A 17154-nucleotide genomic window follows, 5' to 3' on the forward strand; every position below is an offset into this window, starting at 1 on the left:
CCCTCAGGAAGGAGGCCGTGCACCGGACCGAGGACGAGGGCACCCTGGTCAGCCGCGTCCACCGGAATCGGGCGCCGACGCCGTGGAACCCCGTACGACCAGCTCGGGCATGAAGACGAACTCACTGTACGCGGCCGAAGCGGAACCACTAGGGGCTGGCGGAAGGTTTCCCTGGATCTCCTCCAGCAGGGTCCGCACCGCGGCCTGCCCCATCGCCGGCACCGGCTTGCGCACGGTCGTCAGCGGCGGATCCGTGAAGGCGATCAGCGGGGAGTCGTCGAAGCCGACGACGGAGACGTCGCGCGGCACTTCGAGCCCGCGCTGCCGGGCCGCCCGGATCGCCCCGAGCGCCATCATGTCGCTGGCGCACACCACGGCCGTGCACCCCCGGTCCATCAGCGCCGCCGCCGCGGCCTGACCGCCCTCCAGGGTGTAGAGCGAGTGCTGCACCAACTCGGTGGTGATGGTCTGCGTGGTCAGCCCCAGCTGCTCCTGGACGACCTCGATGAACCCCTCGATCTTCCGGATCACCGGCACGAACCGCTGCGGCCCGAGGGCCAGCCCGATCCTGGTGTGGCCCAGCGAGACGAGGTGGGTCACCGCCAGCCGCATCGCCGCCCGGTCGTCCGGCGAGATGAAGGGCGCCTGCACCTTGGGGGAGTACCCGTCGACGAGGACGAAGGGGACGCCCTGGGCGCGCAGTTGTTCGTAGCGGCCCATGTCGGCGGTGGTGTCGGCGTGCAGCCCGGAGACGAAGATGATGCCCGAGACCCCCCGGTCCACCAGCATCTCCGTGAGTTCGTCCTCCGTCGAACCGCCCGGGGTCTGGGTGGCGAGCACCGGGGTGTAGCCCTGGCGGGTCAGCGCTTGGCCGATGACCTGCGCCAGGGCGGGGAAGATCGGATTCTCCAGCTCCGGGGTGATCAGGCCGACGAGCCCCGCGCTGCGCTGGCGCAGCCGCACCGGGCGCTCGTAGCCGAGGACGTCGAGTGCGGCGAGGACGGACTGACGGGTGGTCGCGGCGACTCCGGGCTTTCCGTTGAGGACGCGGCTCACCGTCGCTTCGCTGACCCCCGCCTGGGCAGCTATGTCGGCCAGTCGTGCGGGTGCGGTCACGGGATGGGACTGTACCGGGCGCATCTCAGACTGCCCACCACACGCATGTCTCGCCCGGCAGGCGCACCGCGCCGCCGCCGAACTCCAGCGCACCCGAAGAGAGCACCGGCCGGCCCGGGACCGGCAGCTCGACCTCCTCCGCCAGGGTGTTCAACGTGCAGACCACGCCGGGGCGGGAGAACACCAGCACCCCCTCGGGGGCCGGCAGCCACTCCATGCCGCCGTCGCCGAGGCCCGACAGCTCCTTGCGCAGCGCCAGCGCGGAGCGGTAGAGCTCCAGCATCGAACGCGGGTCGCCCGTCTGCGCCTCGACCGAGAGGCCGGCCCACGCCGCGGGCTGCGGCAGCCAGCTCGCGCCCGGCCCGAAGCCGTACGGCGCGGCCGTGCCCGACCAGGGGATGGGCACCCGGCAGCCGTCCCGCAGCCCGTCCTGACCGTCGCCCCGGAAGAACGCCGGGTCCTGGCGCACTCCGTCCGGCAGGTCCGCCACCTCCGGCAGCCCCAGCTCCTCGCCCTGGTACAGATACGCGGACCCGGGCAGCGCCAGCGTCAGCAGCGCCGCCGCCCGGGCGCGCCGCAGCCCCTGCGCACCGCCGCCGTACCGGGTGGTGTGGCGGACCACGTCGTGGTTGGACAGGACCCAGGTGGTGGGCGCGCCCACGGATGCGGTCGCCGCGAGGGAGGAGTCGATCACCTGCCGCATCGCGGCGGCGTCCCACGCGCAGGTCAGGAACTGGAAGTTGAACGCCTGGTGCAGCTCGTCCGGGCGCACGTAGAGCGCGAGGCGCTCGGAGGTCGGCGCCCACGCCTCGGCGACGCCGATGCGCTGCCCCTCGTACGAATCCAGCAGCAGCCGCCAGGAGCGGTGGATCTCGTGGACCCCGTCCTGGTCGAAGAAGGGCAGCACCTGGGCGCCGATCATCTTGGCCTGCTCGCGCAGCCCGATGTCCGGCAGGCCCTCGGCCTTCACCATGCCGTGCGCCACGTCGATGCGGAAGCCGTCCACGCCCAGGTCCAGCCAGAAGCGCAGGATCGACTCGAACTCCTCGCGCACCGCGGGGTGTTCCCAGTTCAGATCGGGCTGCTCGGGGGCGAACAGATGCAGATACCAGTCGCCTGCGTCGGTGCGGGTCCAGGCCGGGCCGCCGAAGACCGACTCCCAGTCGTTCGGCGGGAGGTCGCCGTCGGGGCCGCGGCCGGGGCGGAAGTGGTACAGCGCGCGCTCGGGGGCGTCCGGGCCGCCGTCGACGGCCGCGCGGAACCAGGCGTGCTGGTCGGACGTGTGGTTGGGCACGATGTCGACGATCACGCGCAGCCCGAGCCGGTGCGCCTCGCGGACCAGGTCGTCGGCGTCCGACAACTCCCCGAACAGCGGGTCGACGGAGCGGTAGTCCGCGACGTCGTAGCCCCCGTCGGCCTGCGGGGAGGCGTAGAAGGGGGTGAGCCAGACGGCGTCCACACCGAGGTCCGCGAGGTGCGGCAGACGCTCGCGGACGCCGCGCAGATCGCCGATGCCGTCACCGTCGCTGTCGGCGAACGAGCGCACGTACACCTGGTAGATGACGGCGTCCCGCCACCAGCCCGCCGAGGGTGCGGCGGACTGGTCACGGAGGGTGGGAGCGAGCTCCTGGGTCATGTACTTTCCCTTGAAAGTCGTCACAAACAGTGTCGTGCGGGTATGTGCTGATGTCTGCGGTCGTCTGCGCTTGTCTGTTTGTTTCTGCGGTGGTGTGGGCACGTCTGCGCCGTCATGGACAGGGATGTTCTGCCCCGTTCGGCCGGTGCTCAACGCGCCGTTCGCCGTTCTGGCGTGGATACGCCAGCAGTGCCGCCAGCAGTGCCGCCAGCAGGGCCGCCGGCAGTGCTGCCGGCGGTCCCGCCAACCGGGCCGCCGGCAGTCCCGCAGGCGGCTGCGCCCGCGCCTCATCCCTTGGTGCCGCCGGCGGTCAGTCCGGCCACCAGGTGCCGTTGCGCGAAGAAGAACAGCAGCCCGGCCGGGAGCATGATCAGCACGGAGGACGCGGTCATCAGCCCCCACTCGGCGCGGTGCGGACCGACGAACGTCTGCAGGCCCACGGCCAGGGTGTACTTGCCCTCGCTGCTGAGGAAGGACGTTGCGAACGCCACCTCGCTCCACGCGGTCAGGAAGGTGTAGAAGGCCGTCACCGCCAGCCCCGGCCGCGCCAGCGGCACGATCAGCCGCCAGAAGGTGCCGAAGGGGGTGAGCCCGTCCACCCGCCCCGCCTCGTCGATCTCGGTCGGGATGGTGTCGAAGTACCCCTTCAGCATCCACGCGCAGAACGGCACGGACACCGAGCAGTACGTGACGATCAGACCGCCGTAGCTGTCGAGCAGCTTCAGCTCGCCGAGGATGTTGTACAGCGGCACGATCAGCACCGCCACCGGGAACATCTGGCACACCAGGAACGTCCACATCAGCGACCGGTGGCCGGGGAAGCGCAGCCGGGAGACCGCGTAGCCGGCGCTCGCCGCGATCAACACGCCCACCAGCATCGTCCCGCCGGCGATCAGCACCGAGTTCAGGAACCAGGTCGCGAACTCCGTCTCGCCCAGCAGGTGCCGGTAGTTGGCGAGGGTGAAGCCCTCCAGCTCCATCGGGTGCGTCCAGCCGTTCTCGCCGCGGATCGAGACGAGCACGATGAAGACGACCGGGAAGAGCGCGACGACGCTGGCGGTGATCAAGGTGGCGTGCAGCGCGACGGACGCGCCGCGCGAGCGCTCGTCGCGCCCGCGCACCCGCCGCGCCGGCTCCGCGGCCCCGACCGCCCTCGGTTCGACCCGTACGGTCGGCGTCTTCTCGACGGCACTCACTTGGCGGCCTCCTGACGGTTGAGCATGCCGCGGTAGAACACGGAGAACACCAGGAGCAGCGAGAGGATCACGATGCCGTACGCCGCCGATCCGGCGTAGTCCCGCACTCCCTGGAAGGCGAGGCGGTACGCGTAGGTCACCAGGATCTCGCTCTCCGTGCCGCCCGCCTGTCCGATGACCAGGTAGATGATCGGGAACATGTTGAAGGTCCAGATGGTGCCCAGCAGGACCACGGTGGTGCTGACGGGCTTGAGGCCGGGCAGCGTCACGTGCACGAACCGTTGCCAGGGCGACGCGCCGTCCATCTCGGCGGCCTCGTGCAGCTCCCGCGGGATCGACTGGAGTCCGCCGAGGATGGCGACCATCATGAACGGCACCCCGAGCCAGGTGTTCACCGCGATGACGGAGAGCTTCTGCACGAAGGGGTCGCCGAGCCAGTCGACGGGGGCCACGCCCACCTTGCCGAGCAGGGCGTTGAAAACCCCGTTGTCGGTGTTGTACATCAGCTTCCACGCGAACGCGGCGACGAACGCGGGCACCGCCCACGGCAACACCAGCAGCACCCGGTACAGCGACCGGCCGCGCATGCGCCGGTTGAGCAGCAGGGCGAGCCCGAGGCCGATCCCGTAGTGCAGCAGCACGCAGCTCAGCGTCCACAGCACGGTCCACGTCAGCCGCGGGTAGAAGGACCCCTCCTTGCCGGAGAGGATGTTCCAGTAGTTGTCGAGCCCGACGAAGGAGTACGAGGACGGCACCTCGAAGTCGCCGATGGTGCGGCCGATGTTGGCCTCGTTGGCGTCGGTGAACGACAGGTAGATCCCGCGGCCCAGCGGATAGCCGATGAGCACGCCGAGGACGATCACCACCGGCAGGACCATGGCCCACGCGTACCAGTGGGTGGTGAAGGACCGTCTGGTCCTGACTATGAGGGTGGTCATCTTTCTCCGTACGTCCCTGGGTGCGGCGGCGAGGTCTGCGAGCGGCGCCCTAGTTCGTCTTGTAGTCCTTCAGGAGCTTGGTGTTCCACTCCTTCGCGAGCGCGTCCAGGCCCTCCTCGGGGGAGGCGTCGCCGCGCAGCACCTTCACGTAGTGCTGGTCGAAGGCGACGAACAGGTCGCCGACGCCGGGGATCACCGGGCGGGACCTGGCGATGGAGAGCGCCTGCTGGAACGCCTTCTTCGCCGGGTCCGCCGTGACTTCGGCGGTGTACGCGGACTTCCGGGTGGGGAGCGTGTTGATCTCCTTGGCGGTCAGCTCCTGGCTCTTGGCCGACGCCATGAACTTCACGAACAGGTACGCCGCGTCCTTGTTCTTGGAGCCCCGGTAGACGGAGTAGTTGTGCCCGCCGATGGGGGCCGCGGCCTTGCCCGACGAGCCGGCGGGGATGTTGGCGATGCCGAGGTTGTCCTTGTTCTTGAACGCCTTGCCGCTGTAGTCGTCGGAGACCGACCACGGCCCGTTGATCACCATGGCGATCTTGCCGTCCTTGAAGGACGTCTGGGCGGCGACGTACCCGTCCGTGGTGGCGGGCTTGAGCGCCACGTCCGGGCGGGCCAGCTTGAGGGCGGTCTCCATGCCCTTGACGGCCTCGGGGCTGTTGACGGTGATCTTCTTGGCGGACACGTCGAGCATGTCGGCGCCCTCGCCGTACAGGAACGGCAGGGAGAAGTAGCCCTCGGGGTTCAGCTGGGTGCCGGTGACCCCGGTCTTCTCCTTGATCGTCTTCGCGGTGGCGATGAACTCGTCCCAGGTGGCCGGAGGCTTGGTGATGCCGGCCTTCGCGAAGACCTCCTTGTTGTAGAGGAGCGCGAGGGTGTCGGTGACCTGGGGGACGCCCACGGTCTGGTCCTGCCACTTGGCCGTGGACAGCGGCCCGGGCAGGAAGTCGTCGACGCCGTCGAGCGCGGGCGTGCCGTCCAGGGGCTGGAGGTAGCCGAGGTTCGCGAACCCGGCCGACCAGCCGACGTCGGTGCGGATGACGTCGGGCGCGCCCTTGCCGGACTGGGCCGCGGTCTTGAACTTCTGCTCGGCCTGGTCGAAGGAGACCGAGGTGCGGTTCACCTTGATCTTCGGGTACTCCTGCTGGAACTGGGCCACGAGCTTGTCGTACGTGGGCCCCTCGGCCTCGTTCGACGTGTCCCACCAGGTGATCGAGCCGGACACGGACCCCGGGTCCTCGGCCGCCTTCTTGCCGCTGCTGTCACCGGAACCGCCGTCGCCACCGCCGCACGCGGTCACGGTCAGCGCCAGTACGCCCGCTATCGCGGTGACCGTCATGCCCTTGCGCATCGTGAACTCCTCATTGAGGTCAGGACCTGCCAGTCCTCAACGGGCCTGGCTGCTGCGGCGTGAAGCTAACAGTCCTGCAAGAGTTTGCGAAAGACCTTGCAGAAAGAAAACGGGCCCGGTGTCCAGGTCGTAACCTCCCCGTGTCCTACGGATTTCGTGGTCATGGCACGGGGGTTGACCGCCCTTCAGGACGTCTTCTACGGTCTGCAGCCAGGCGGGGCGCCGGAGTTGCTGCAAGAAACGACAAGTTCTTGCAAGGAAACTTGCGAAAGGTTTCAGGAGGAGACATGCCCCGCAGCAGACCCCTGTCCGCCGTGCTCGCCCTCGTGGCGGCGGCATCGTTCGCCGTCACGGCCCCCGCCCCCACCGCGCAGGCGGCACCGCCCGGCCCCAAGGACGTGACCGCCGTCCTCTTCGAGTGGCGCTTCGACGCCGTCGCCCGCGCCTGCACCGAGCAACTCGGCCCCGCCGGATACGGCTTCGTCCAGGTGTCCCCGCCCCAGGAGCACATCCGCGGCGCACAGTGGTGGACCTCGTACCAGCCCGTCAGCTACGAGATCGCCGGCCGGCTCGGCGACCGCGCCGCCTTCGCCGCCATGGTCAACACCTGTCGCACGGCCGGTGTGAAGGTCGTCGTCGACGCCGTCATCAACCACATGTCGGCCGGCGACGGGACCGGCACCGGCGGCTCCCGCTACACCAAGTACGACTACCCCGGCATCTACTCCGGCTTCGACTTCGACGACTGCCGCCACCCCATCACCAACTACCGCGACCGCTGGCACGTCCAGTCGTGCGAACTGGTCGGGCTCGCGGACCTCGACACCGGCGAGGAGTACGTCCGCAGACGCATCGCCCGCTACCTCAACGACCTGCTCTCCCTCGGCGTCGAAGGGTTCCGCATCGACGCCGCCAAGCACATGCCCGCCGCCGACCTCGCCAACATCAAGGCCCGGCTCACCAAGCCGGACGCCTACTGGAAGCAGGAGACCATCCACGGCGACGGCGAGGCCGTCTCGCCCGCCGAGTACCTGGGCAACGGCGACGTCCAGGAGTTCCGCTACGCCCGCGACCTCAAGCGGGTGTTCCAGCAGGAGAACCTGGCGTACCTGAAGAACTACGGCGAGGGCTGGGGCCACCTGGAGTCCGGCAAAGCGGCCGTCTTCGTCGACAACCACGACACCGAACGCGGCGGCGACACCCTCTCGTACAAGGACGGCGCCGCCTACACCCTCGCGAACGTCTTCATGCTCGCCTGGCCCTACGGCGCGCCCGACGTCCACTCCGGCTACGAGTTCACCGACCGCGACGCCGGACCGCCGAACGACGGCGCGGTGCGGGCCTGCTTCAGCGACGGATGGAAGTGCCAGCACGCCTGGCCCGAGATCGCCTCGATGGTGGCCCTGCGCAACACCGCCCGCGGCGAGCCGGTGACCCACTGGTGGGACGACGGCGGCGACCGCATCGCCTTCGGCCGCGGCACCAGGGCGTACGTCGCCATCAACCACCAGGGCACGCCCCTGACCAGGACCTTCCAGACGGCGCTGGCACCCGGCACGTACTGCGACGTGCAGTCGAAGCGCCCGGTGACCGTGAACGCCTCGGGACAGTTCACCGCCACCCTGGCGCCGTCCACCGCTCTGGCCCTGCACACCGGCGCCCGCACCTGCAGCTGAACGCCGGCGCCCGCACCTGAAGCTCGCCGCCCCCCACGGCCGCACTACCCAAGGAGAAGTGACACGTTGGTCCGCAACGGACGGACGAGACGCTGCACCGTCGCCCTCGTCGCCGCACTGCTGGTCGGGGCGTCGGCAGGCTGGACCGGGCCCCCGCCGCCGCAGGCCGCCCCCGCGCCACCACCCGCCCCCGCCCCCACCAAGGCCGAGGCGCAGTGGATCGACCGCACCACCGTCGTCTGGCAGATCGCGGCAACGCCCGCGACCAGCCAGGAACTGGTGTACGCGGCCGGGCGGTCGGCCCCCGCAGCGGCCGGCGACCTCGGCGACGAAGGCCGCCGACTGCGGCTCAAGCCCACCGCCCTCACCGACGCCCAGAAGACGAAGCACCCGCACCTCAAGAACCACCCGGCCTTCGCCGTCGACGCCCGGGACGCCCGCCGGGCTCCCGAAGCCCTGCGCGGCCAACTGGTCGCCACCCAACGCGACGCCACCGGGGCGCTGCTCGCCGCGACCGGGGTGCAGACCGCGGGCGTCCTCGACGACCTGTACGCGGCGAAGGCCACCAAGGCCGCCCTCGGACCCGTCTTCACGAAGAAGGGCGTCACGCTCTCCGTCTGGGCGCCCACCGCCACCACCGTCGCCCTCGACCTCGACGGCCGGGCCGTGCCGATGCGCCGCGACGACGCCTCGGGCGTCTGGTCGGCGACCGGACCGCGCGCCTGGGCCGGCAAGCCGTACCGCTACCGCGTCACGGTCTTCGCCCCCAGCGTGCAGCGGACCGTGGTGAACGAGGTCACCGACCCGTACTCCACCGCCCTGACCACCGACTCCCGACGCAGCCTGGCCGTCGACCTCAAGGACCCGAAGCTGGCGCCCAAGGGGTGGGGGACGCTGCGCAAGCCGCCCGCGGTGCCGCTGCGGGACGCCCAGATCCAAGAGCTGCACGTGCGCGACTTCTCCGTCGCGGACCCCACCGCCGACCACCCCGGCACCTACCGCGCCTTCGCCGACCGCGACTCGACCGGCAGCAGGCACCTCAAGGCCCTGGCCGCCAGCGGCACCTCCTACGTCCACCTGCTGCCCGTCTTCGACATCGGCACGATCCCCGAGCGCCGCCGGGACCAGCAGCAGCCGCCCTGCGAGCTGACCGCGTACGCCCCCGACTCCGCCGAACAGCAGGCGTGCATCGCGAAGACGGCGGCGAAGGACGCGTACAACTGGGGGTACGACCCGCTGCACTACACCGTGCCGGAGGGCTCGTACGCCACCGACCCGAACGGACCGCGCCGCACCGTCGAGTTCCGCGAGATGGTCGCCGCCCTCAACGCGAGCGGGCTGCGCACCGTGATGGACGTGGTCTACAACCACACCGTCGCCAGCGGCCAGGACGACAAGTCCGTCCTCGACAAGATCGTGCCCGGCTACTACCAGCGGCTGCTCGCCGACGGCAGCGTGGCCACCTCCACCTGCTGCGCCAACACCGCCCCCGAGCACGCGATGATGGGCAAGCTGGTGGTGGACTCCGTCGTCACCTGGGCGAAGGAGTACAAGGTCGACGGCTTCCGCTTCGACCTGATGGGCCACCACCCCAAGGCCAACATGCTGGCCGTCCGCAAGGCCCTGGACGCGCTGACCCCGGCCCGCGACGGCGTCGACGGGAAGAAGGTCCTGCTGTACGGGGAGGGCTGGAACTTCGGCGAGGTCGCCGACGACGCCCGCTTCGTCCAGGCCACCCAGAAGCACATGGCCGGCACCGGGATCGCGACCTTCTCCGACCGGGCGCGCGACGCGATCCGCGGCGGCGGGCCCTTCGACGACGACCCCGGCGTCCAGGGCTTCGCCTCCGGGCTGTACACCGACCCCAACCCGGCCGCCGCCAACGGCACCCCCGAACAGCAGCGCGCCCGACTGCTGCACTACCAGGACCTGATCAAGGTCGGGCTCACCGGAAACCTGGCCTCGTACGCCTTCACCGACAGCCGGGGGCGCACCGTGCGGGGCTCCGAGGTCGACTACAACGGCGCCCCGGCCGGGTACGCGGCGCAGCCCGGCGACGCCGTCGCCTACTCCGACGCCCACGACAACGAGACGCTGTACGACGCCCTCGCCTTCAAGCTGCCGCGCACCACGTCCGCGGACGACCGGGCGCGGATGCAGGTGCTGGCGATGGCGACCTCGCTGCTGTCGCAGGGCCCGACGCTCTCCCAGGCCGGCACCGACCTGCTGCGCTCCAAGTCGCTGGACCGCAACTCGTACGACAGCGGCGACTGGTACAACGCGATCCGCTGGGACTGCCGGCAGGGCAACGGCTTCGGCCGCGGGCTGCCGCCGGCCGCCGACAACCGGGACAAGTGGGACCGCGCCCGGCCGCTGTTGGCCACGCCCGGCGTCACGGCCGGCTGCCCGCAGGTCCGGGCCGCTTCAGCCGCCTACCGCGACCTGCTCGCGATCCGCACCGCGGAGCCGGCGTTCAGCCGGGCGACGGCCGAGCAGGTGCAGGAGTCGGTCTCCTTCCCGCTGTCCGGGACGGACGAGACGCCCGGTGTGATCACGATGAAGGCGGGGGACCTCGTCGTCGTCTTCAACGCGACGCCCCAGCGGCAGACGCAGCAGGTGCCGTCCCTCGCGGGCGCCGCGCACCGGCTGCACCCCCTCCAGGCGCGGGGCTCCGACCGTACGGCGGCCACCTCGTCGTACGAGCGGGGGACGGGCTCCTTCACCGTCCCGGCGCGCACGGTGGCGGTCTTCACCAGCAGGTGAGACGCGCACGGCCCGGGTCCCGCGAGGGGCCCGGGCCCTAGGTCGTGTCTGACAAATAGCGTCGTCCGCCCCTGAGGGCGGGAGCCGCGGCCCAGACGGGATTTGTCAGACACGACCTAGCGCGGGGCCGGCACCTGGCCCGTCGCGCCCTGCGGGCCGGCCGGCACCAGGGCCATCAACCGGCCCAGCAGATCCGCGAACGGGCCGTCCACCGGCTCGTCCTTGAGCACCCCGGTGATCACGGCCGCCGTCTCGTCGTCGTACGAAGCGCTCACCGCGCACAGCGCCGCGAAGTCGTGCACCAACTGGACCTCCAACTCGCCGCGCGGAATGCGCCGGCCGTCCAGCCACAGCAGCGCCGTCGTCTCGGCGAGGGAGACCCAGGAGCGGACCACGAGGGCGAGGCGCACCGGGGGTTCCGCGATCCGCAGGTGCGACAGGATCTGGTCGTACGCCGCCTGCCGCACCTCGTCGATCATCGCCGTCGTCCGCGAGGAGCCGACGGCCGGGCCGCCGCGCATCAACGCGAAGAAGCCGGGCCCGTGCTCGTCGACGAAGTCGAAGAAGCGGCGCATCACCCGCAGCAGCCGGGCGCCCAGCGGCCCTTCCTGCGGCTCGACGAACCGGGCGGCCAGGTCGTCGGCGGCCCGGCGCAGCGCCGCCTCGTACAGGCTCTGCTTGCCGGGGAAGTAGTGGTACACCAGCGGTCGGGAGATGCCGGCGGCCGAGGCTATCTCGTCGATCGACACCTCGTCGGGGGAGCGGGCGCTGAAAAGGTCCAGCGCCACGCCGATCAGCTGCTGCCTGCGCTCCTCGACGCCCATCCTGCGGCGTACCCCGGTCGTCATGTCCACCAGCGTACCGACTGCCCTCCGTGCACATGTTCTACAGGTCGCCCACACCGGGTCGCTACAAGTCGAGCACCAGGCGCCGGCCGTGGCAGCGGGAGACGCAGATCAGCATCGAGTCGTCCCGCTCGGCGTCGGTCAGCAGGTCGTCGCGGTGGTCCACCTCGCCGGCCAGCACGGTCTGTTGGCAGGTACCGCAGAAACCCTGCCGGCAGGAGTACGCCACGTTCGGTAGCGCCGTATGGACGGCCGCCAGTACGGACTGGTCCGCCTCGACCCGTACCGTCCGGCCCGAGCGGCGCAGTTCGACGTCGAAGGCGGCGCCGGGCGCAGCCGCGCCCGCGTCGGCGGCGAACCGCTCCAGGTGCAGCGCCCGGCCCTCGGGCAGCAGCCCGGCGACCGCGTCCATCAACCCGCCGGGCCCGCAACAGTAGATCGCGGTCTCCGCGCTCACGGAGGTCAGGAAGTCCAACGCCGGCCGGCCGTCCGCACCCGTGGCGACGACGGTGACGCGCCCGCCGTCCGCGCCCAGCTTCTCGACCTCGTCGAGGAACGGCATCGAGGCGCGCGACCGACCGCAGTACAGCAGCCGCCAGTCGGCGCCGGCCGCGGCGACGGCCCGCAGCATCGGCAGGACGGGCGTGATCCCGATGCCGCCGACGACGAAGACGTACGCCAGCGAGGCCACCAGCGGGAAGCGGTTGCGCACCCCGCGGACCTCGATCCGCGCCCCCTCGCGCAGCCGTTCGTGCACCTCGCGCGAGCCGCCGCGGCCGTCGTCGACCAGGCGCGTCGCCACCGCGTACGCCCCCGTCTCGGCCGGGTCGCCACACAGCGAGTACTGCCGGACGAGCCCCGACGGCAGCACCAGGTCGAGGTGGGCGCCCGGCTGCCAGGGCGGCAGCGGCGCTCCGTTTGGGGCCTCCAGGCGCAGTTGGACGACTCCGTCGGCGGGCTCGGTCCGTTCGGTGACGGTGACGGTGACGATCTGCCGGCGTGTGGCGGTCGCGCCCCGGCCGGCGGCGATCGGGGCCATGCCGCGCGCCCGGCCCTGTCCGGAGACGGGTTCGCTCAGCGCCGGCATCGGCCACAGCGGGGAACGCTCGATGCGGCGCCGCGCCGCCCGCTTGGCGAGGGCGACGGCACCGGCCGCACCGGCGGTGAGAGCCAGGGCGCCGAGGTTGAGGGGGCGGGGGGCCATCGCTCAGCGGCCCCCGTTCGCGCCGGGGGAGGACGCCAGATAGGCCACCGCCTGTGCCGTACTGCCCTCCTGGGAGGGGTGATAGGCGCGGCTGAGGTAGCGGGGGATGGAGCGCAGCATGTCGCCGGTCGCCGGCAGCACGCCCGCCCGGCCCGCCCGGTGGAACTGCCCGAACGACGCCTTGCCGTCGGCGAGCAGCGGATCGTTCGCCATGAAGAACCGCACGCCGCGCTGCCAGAGGAAGACGAGGGTGGAGAACGCGGTCGCCCAGGTGCGCACCCGGCGCCGGTAGTCGCCGTCGACGTGGGTGAACAGGTCGAAGGCGACAGCCCGGTGCTCCACCTCCTCCGCGCCGTGCCAGCGCAGCAGGTCGAGCATCATCGGATCGGCGCCGCGCCGGTCCAGCTCGTCGGCGTTGAGGACCCAGTTGCCGAGGAAGGCGGTGTAGTGCTCGATCGCGGCGATCAGCGCGACGCGCTCCAGCAGCCACCAGCGGCGCGCCCGCCCGGGCGGCAGGGTGCGGTCGCCCAGCAGCTTCTGGAACATCCAGTCCACCTGGGCGGTGTACGGGGTGGGGTCGAGCCCGAGGGCCTTGAGGTGCGGCAGTACGTCGTCGTGCGCCTGCGAGTGGACGGCCTCCTGGCCGATGAAGCCGATGACGTCCGCGCGCAGCCGGTCGTCCTCGATCAGCGGCAGCACCTGCTTGTAGACGTGGATGAACCATCGCTCCCCGGCGGGGAGCAGCAGGTGGAGCACGTTGATGGTGTGGGTGGCGAAGGGATCGCCGGGCACCCAGTGGAGAGGGGAGTCCGCCCAGTCGAACGAGACCTTGCGGGCCTTGAGTTCGACGTGCTCCGACGCGACCGGAGCGGGCTGCGTGTTAGACATGCCGTCAATGTACTGACGGGTAAAGCGCGCGACCAGATGCGTGCACGCGCTTTTCCCTCCGCTCGGGCGCGGCCCCGCCGCGGCGCCTGTGCGGTGTCGGCGTCTGCGGCCCGTCTGTGGCTGTTCGCGCAGTTCCCCGCGCCCCTGTTTTACGCGCCGCGCGTTGGTCTCTGCGGCCCGGTGGTGGGCTTGTCGCGCAGTTCCGCGCCCCTGGAAGCCTCAGCTCGCAGACAACTGACGGGGGAAGCGAAACAGGGGCGCGGGGAACTGCGCGACAAGCCGCGTACTACCCGCAGACGCCGACACCGCACAGGCGCCACGGCGGGACCGCGTTCCTTGAGGCGAGGGCCTCGAACTACGCGGGCGCTACGCGCCAGCCGCTGAAGGCGACCGTGCCGCGGGCTCCGCTGCCTCCGTTCGCCGCCGTCATGAAGACGCCCACGTCCTGGACGCCCGCCGCGCCCGGCGACGAGACCGTGGCGATGGTGCGCCACGTCGCGCCGCCGTCCGTGGACAGCTCCCCGGTGAAGTCGGCGCCCTGGCCCCGGGTCAGCCGCAGCAGGACCGGTGCGCGCACGCCCGTGATCCGGCGGTACACGTCGAGGGTGCCGTCGCCGTTGGAGTCGTACGACAGCGCGACGCCCTGGCCCGGCGTCACCGCCAGATTGACGAAGCCGGTCGCACCGGGGCGGGCCAGGTCGTCCCGTACGACGATGCCCGACCGCGCCCAGCTGCTGGTGTTGGCCTGGGAGTCGACCCGGACCGTGACCGCGGTGCCCGGGGTGAGCAGCCCCTTCCGGTACGCCGTGCCGAAGTGCGCGGTGCCCCGCCACAGGTCGTTGCCCGCACCGTTGATCGCCAGCCGGTCCCCGAGCTGACCGAAGACCGCGGCGTTGTTGGCGTACGTGTGCCACTCGGCCGCCAGCGGGGCGGCGACGTGCAGTTCGCCGACCTGGGTGACCGGCACCGCGTCCGCGCCCTTCGGCCCGTACCGCACCGTCAGCCGGTACGGCAGCGCCCGCAGGGGCTCGGTCAGGGCCTCACCGGGCGCGCTGACCCGCCAGCCGACCGCGCCGGAGCCACCCGCGGCCACGCTCGTCAACGAGCGCGTCGCCGGCGGCTGCGGCGACAGCTCGGCGGCGGCCAGCGTGAGGTCCACCCGGCCGGTGGCGCGCAGCCCGTTGAGGTTGCGGAAGGTCGCCGTCAGCTCGCCCGCACTGCCCGGCCGGAAGACCGGCGGGTCCACCGTCACCGCGGTCGTGCCCTGGTACGCGGCGCTCGCCAGGGCGTCGCGCACCCTGAGCGCCGTGCGGTGGGCGTCACCCGTCGAACGGGTCGGATAGGCGCGGCGCTCCTTCGTCCACGCCTCCTCGGAGGGGTACCAGTCGAAGGACTTGGGCGCCCGCCCCTGCTCCAGCGCCGCCGTCAGCTCGGTGAAGTACGCCTCCCACTGCGGTACGTGGACGTCGGCGATCAGTCCGTGCCAGTCGCGGTTGGCGTAGTTGGACAGTGCGTTCGCGGCCGGCCGGTCCGCCCACGTCGTGATCAGCGCCCGCGCCGTGCGCTCCAGCTCCACCGCCTCCGCCGGGCTGGTCGCCAGCCACTTGGCGTCCTCCAGCCAGGGTCCGAGCAGGAACGCCCGGTGGCAGCCGGCCGTCGTGTCCGCGAGCCGCATCAGCTTCAGCCACACCGCGGCCACGCCCTTGAACGCCGCCACGTCCTTGCTGGCGTACGCGGCCCGCAGGGCGAACTGCAAGGTGCGCGAACGGTTCGCCAGCGCCTGCCGTGCCAGGTCGGTCACGTCGTACCGATAGGTGTCGCTGTCCCGCAGGTCCCCGTCCACCTCCAGCAGCGCGGCGAACGCGCGGTCGAAGCCGGCCGGGTCGAACGCGGTGCCGATGGACGACGTCAGACTGGGCCTGCGCAGGAAGTGCGAGTCGTACGGCCGCCCGTCGGTGCTGGTCAGCTTGTACGCGGTGGCCGCCAGCGCCGCGAAGGCGGTGCTCGCAGCCGCGTCCTTGCCGCCGTAGCGGACGTGCGCGTACTCCGCGAACCACGCCGCCCGGTCGATCTTCTCCTTGCGCCACGCCAGTTCGCTGAACAGCTCCAGCGCGAGCGGATCGCGCTCCGCGGCCTCCGGCATGTACGCGGTGCCCACCAGCGCGCTGCCCGGCCGGTCGCGCCAGGCCGCGAACCGCTCCGTCCACCGGTCCGTGTTCGCCCCGATCGTGGTCCGCCCGCCGAAGTTGGGGATGGTGCCGAAGGCGTACGGCGCCCCGCCCCACTCCTTCTCGCGGTCGACGGTGGTGTCCAGGTCGGACAGGCCGTCGACGATCAGCACCCGACGGGTGTCGATGGCGTCCAGCAGCGCCGGCCGCGGGTTGGACTGCCAGCCCAGGATCACCCACGTCGCCTCCGGGCGGGCGGTGCGCAGCGCCTTCTCCACGGCGCGCGCCGCGTCCGGCACCGGCACGTCACCGGCGCTGCCGCCCTCGTGCAGCAGATCCATCTTGAACAGGTCGGTCGCCCCGAACAGCTCCTCCTGGTGCCGGTAGAAGGCGGCGGCGACGCGGGGGAAGACGGAGGTGCGCGGGTCCAGCCAGTCGGGCCGGCGCAGCCCGTTCCACAGGCCCTGCGCGATGACCCGCGACCCCGGATTGCGCTCGGTGAAGCCGTCCGGCACCGTCCCGAAGTAGCCGGGCAGCACGGGCTGCATCCCCAGTTCACGCAGCCGCTGAGCGATCTTCAGGCCCAGCTCGGCGCGGCGCGCCAGCAGTTCGGGCGAGAGCGGCCCGCCGTACTCGCTCATGTTCTGCAACAGCCACCACGCCTGGTGCGAGGGCGCCGGCAGCCAGGTGCGGGCCTCCAGGTCGGAGTAGCCGAAGTCCTTCAGGAGCAGGTGGTACACGGCCTCCTGGCCCGGCGTCACCAGCACTTCGTTGCAGCCGTGCAGGGCCAGCACGTCGATCAGCCGCTCCCAGCGCGCCCAGTCGGCGTAGGGGGCGGTGTAGCCGTCGTGCGTGTCGTTGTACGCGAACCGGTGCGGCACCGTCGCCGACCGCTCCAGCGCGGTGCGCGGCGCCGGCAGCTCGTCGGGCAGGTCGAGCCGGCTGCCCGACCAGGAGACGTGCGCCCGGCACACGTACTTCAGGTACCAGTGGACCCCGGTCAGTGCGACGGCGGGGGACGTTCCGGTGACTTCGATGCGTCCTTTGGCGCCGGTGACGGCGAACCGCTCCGGGCCCTCGATCGCCCGCAGGCGGAACTGGTCCGCGTGGCGCGGCAGCAGCCGGCGGAGGGCGGCGCGGGCCGCGGTCAGCTCGGCGTCGTGGCCGGCGGCGGTTTTGGTCTTGGTGGTGACGGTGGTCGGTGGTGGGGCCTGTCCGGAGGGGGTGAGGTGATCGGCGGCAGCCGCGCGGCCACCGAGGGCCGCACTCGCTCCGATCGCTCCCGCGGTGCCCAGGACCGTACGTCTCGACGGCTCGAACATCGGCGCTCCTCTGCGCGAAACGATGTAATCCACGTCACAACAGATGCGTGC

10 protein-coding genes and 1 pseudogene are annotated in these 17154 nt (G+C 71.7%); 2 read left to right on the forward strand and 9 right to left on the reverse strand.

The genetic code is table 11. The features are described 5' to 3' along the window. Nucleotides 1-48 precede the first annotated feature (48 nt). From ABZ842_RS29045 to ABZ842_RS29065, 5 genes are all read right to left on the reverse strand, one after another. Nucleotides 49-1140, reverse strand: a complete 1092-nt coding sequence (locus ABZ842_RS29045) for a LacI family DNA-binding transcriptional regulator (protein WP_361543040.1) — start codon at nucleotides 1138-1140, stop codon at nucleotides 49-51. 1 nt (nucleotide 1141) lies between these two features. Continuing rightward, nucleotides 1142-2752 (reverse strand): glycoside hydrolase family 13 protein, encoded by a 1611-nt coding sequence (locus ABZ842_RS29050; protein ID WP_361543043.1) that lies wholly within the window; start codon nucleotides 2750-2752, stop codon nucleotides 1142-1144. Nucleotides 2753-3039: 287 nt separating this feature from the next. After that, nucleotides 3040-3873 carry a carbohydrate ABC transporter permease gene (locus ABZ842_RS29055; RefSeq protein ID WP_361543210.1) on the reverse strand — a complete coding sequence of 278 codons (834 nt, stop codon included), beginning with the start codon at nucleotides 3871-3873 and terminating at the stop codon, nucleotides 3040-3042. Nucleotides 3874-3944: 71 nt separating this feature from the next. After that, nucleotides 3945-4886 (reverse strand): sugar ABC transporter permease, encoded by a 942-nt coding sequence (locus ABZ842_RS29060; protein WP_361543046.1) that lies wholly within the window; start codon nucleotides 4884-4886, stop codon nucleotides 3945-3947. A gap of 49 nt (nucleotides 4887-4935) precedes the next feature. Beyond that, on the reverse strand, nucleotides 4936-6237 hold the full coding sequence (locus ABZ842_RS29065; protein ID WP_361543049.1) for an extracellular solute-binding protein: 1302 nt from the start codon (nucleotides 6235-6237) through the stop codon (nucleotides 4936-4938). 287 nt (nucleotides 6238-6524) lie between these two features. Between ABZ842_RS29065 and ABZ842_RS29070 the strand changes: the two are divergent. Continuing rightward, nucleotides 6525-7910: pseudogene (locus tag ABZ842_RS29070) on the forward strand (alpha-amylase family protein); the annotation flags it as partial. A gap of 69 nt (nucleotides 7911-7979) precedes the next feature. Beyond that, a complete protein-coding gene (gene pulA / locus ABZ842_RS29075; protein ID WP_361543052.1) occupies nucleotides 7980-10676 on the forward strand; it encodes a pullulanase-type alpha-1,6-glucosidase in 2697 nt (898 codons plus the stop codon). A gap of 116 nt (nucleotides 10677-10792) precedes the next feature. Here the strand turns inward: pulA and ABZ842_RS29080 are convergent, their stop codons facing one another. The 4 genes from ABZ842_RS29080 to ABZ842_RS29095 all read right to left on the reverse strand — a co-directional run bounded on the left by ABZ842_RS29080 (nucleotide 10793) and on the right by ABZ842_RS29095 (nucleotide 17103). Further along, complete coding sequence (locus ABZ842_RS29080; RefSeq protein ID WP_361543055.1) at nucleotides 10793-11524, reverse strand: TetR/AcrR family transcriptional regulator; 732 nt, start codon at nucleotides 11522-11524, stop codon at nucleotides 10793-10795. A gap of 61 nt (nucleotides 11525-11585) precedes the next feature. Further along, entirely contained in the window at nucleotides 11586-12725 is a 1140-nt protein-coding gene (locus ABZ842_RS29085; RefSeq protein WP_361543058.1) for a PDR/VanB family oxidoreductase, read from the reverse strand. Nucleotides 12726-12728: 3 nt separating this feature from the next. After that, on the reverse strand, nucleotides 12729-13613 hold the full coding sequence (locus ABZ842_RS29090) for a metal-dependent hydrolase (protein WP_361543061.1): 885 nt from the start codon (nucleotides 13611-13613) through the stop codon (nucleotides 12729-12731). A gap of 355 nt (nucleotides 13614-13968) precedes the next feature. Beyond that, nucleotides 13969-17103, reverse strand: a complete 3135-nt coding sequence (locus tag ABZ842_RS29095; RefSeq protein ID WP_361543064.1) for an alpha-N-acetylglucosaminidase — start codon at nucleotides 17101-17103, stop codon at nucleotides 13969-13971. Between the last annotated feature and the right edge of the window lie 51 nt (nucleotides 17104-17154).

The sequence above is a fragment of the Streptomyces sp. NPDC047315 genome (assembly GCF_040643215.1).
In the GTDB taxonomy this organism is placed as follows: domain Bacteria; phylum Actinomycetota; class Actinomycetes; order Streptomycetales; family Streptomycetaceae; genus Streptomyces.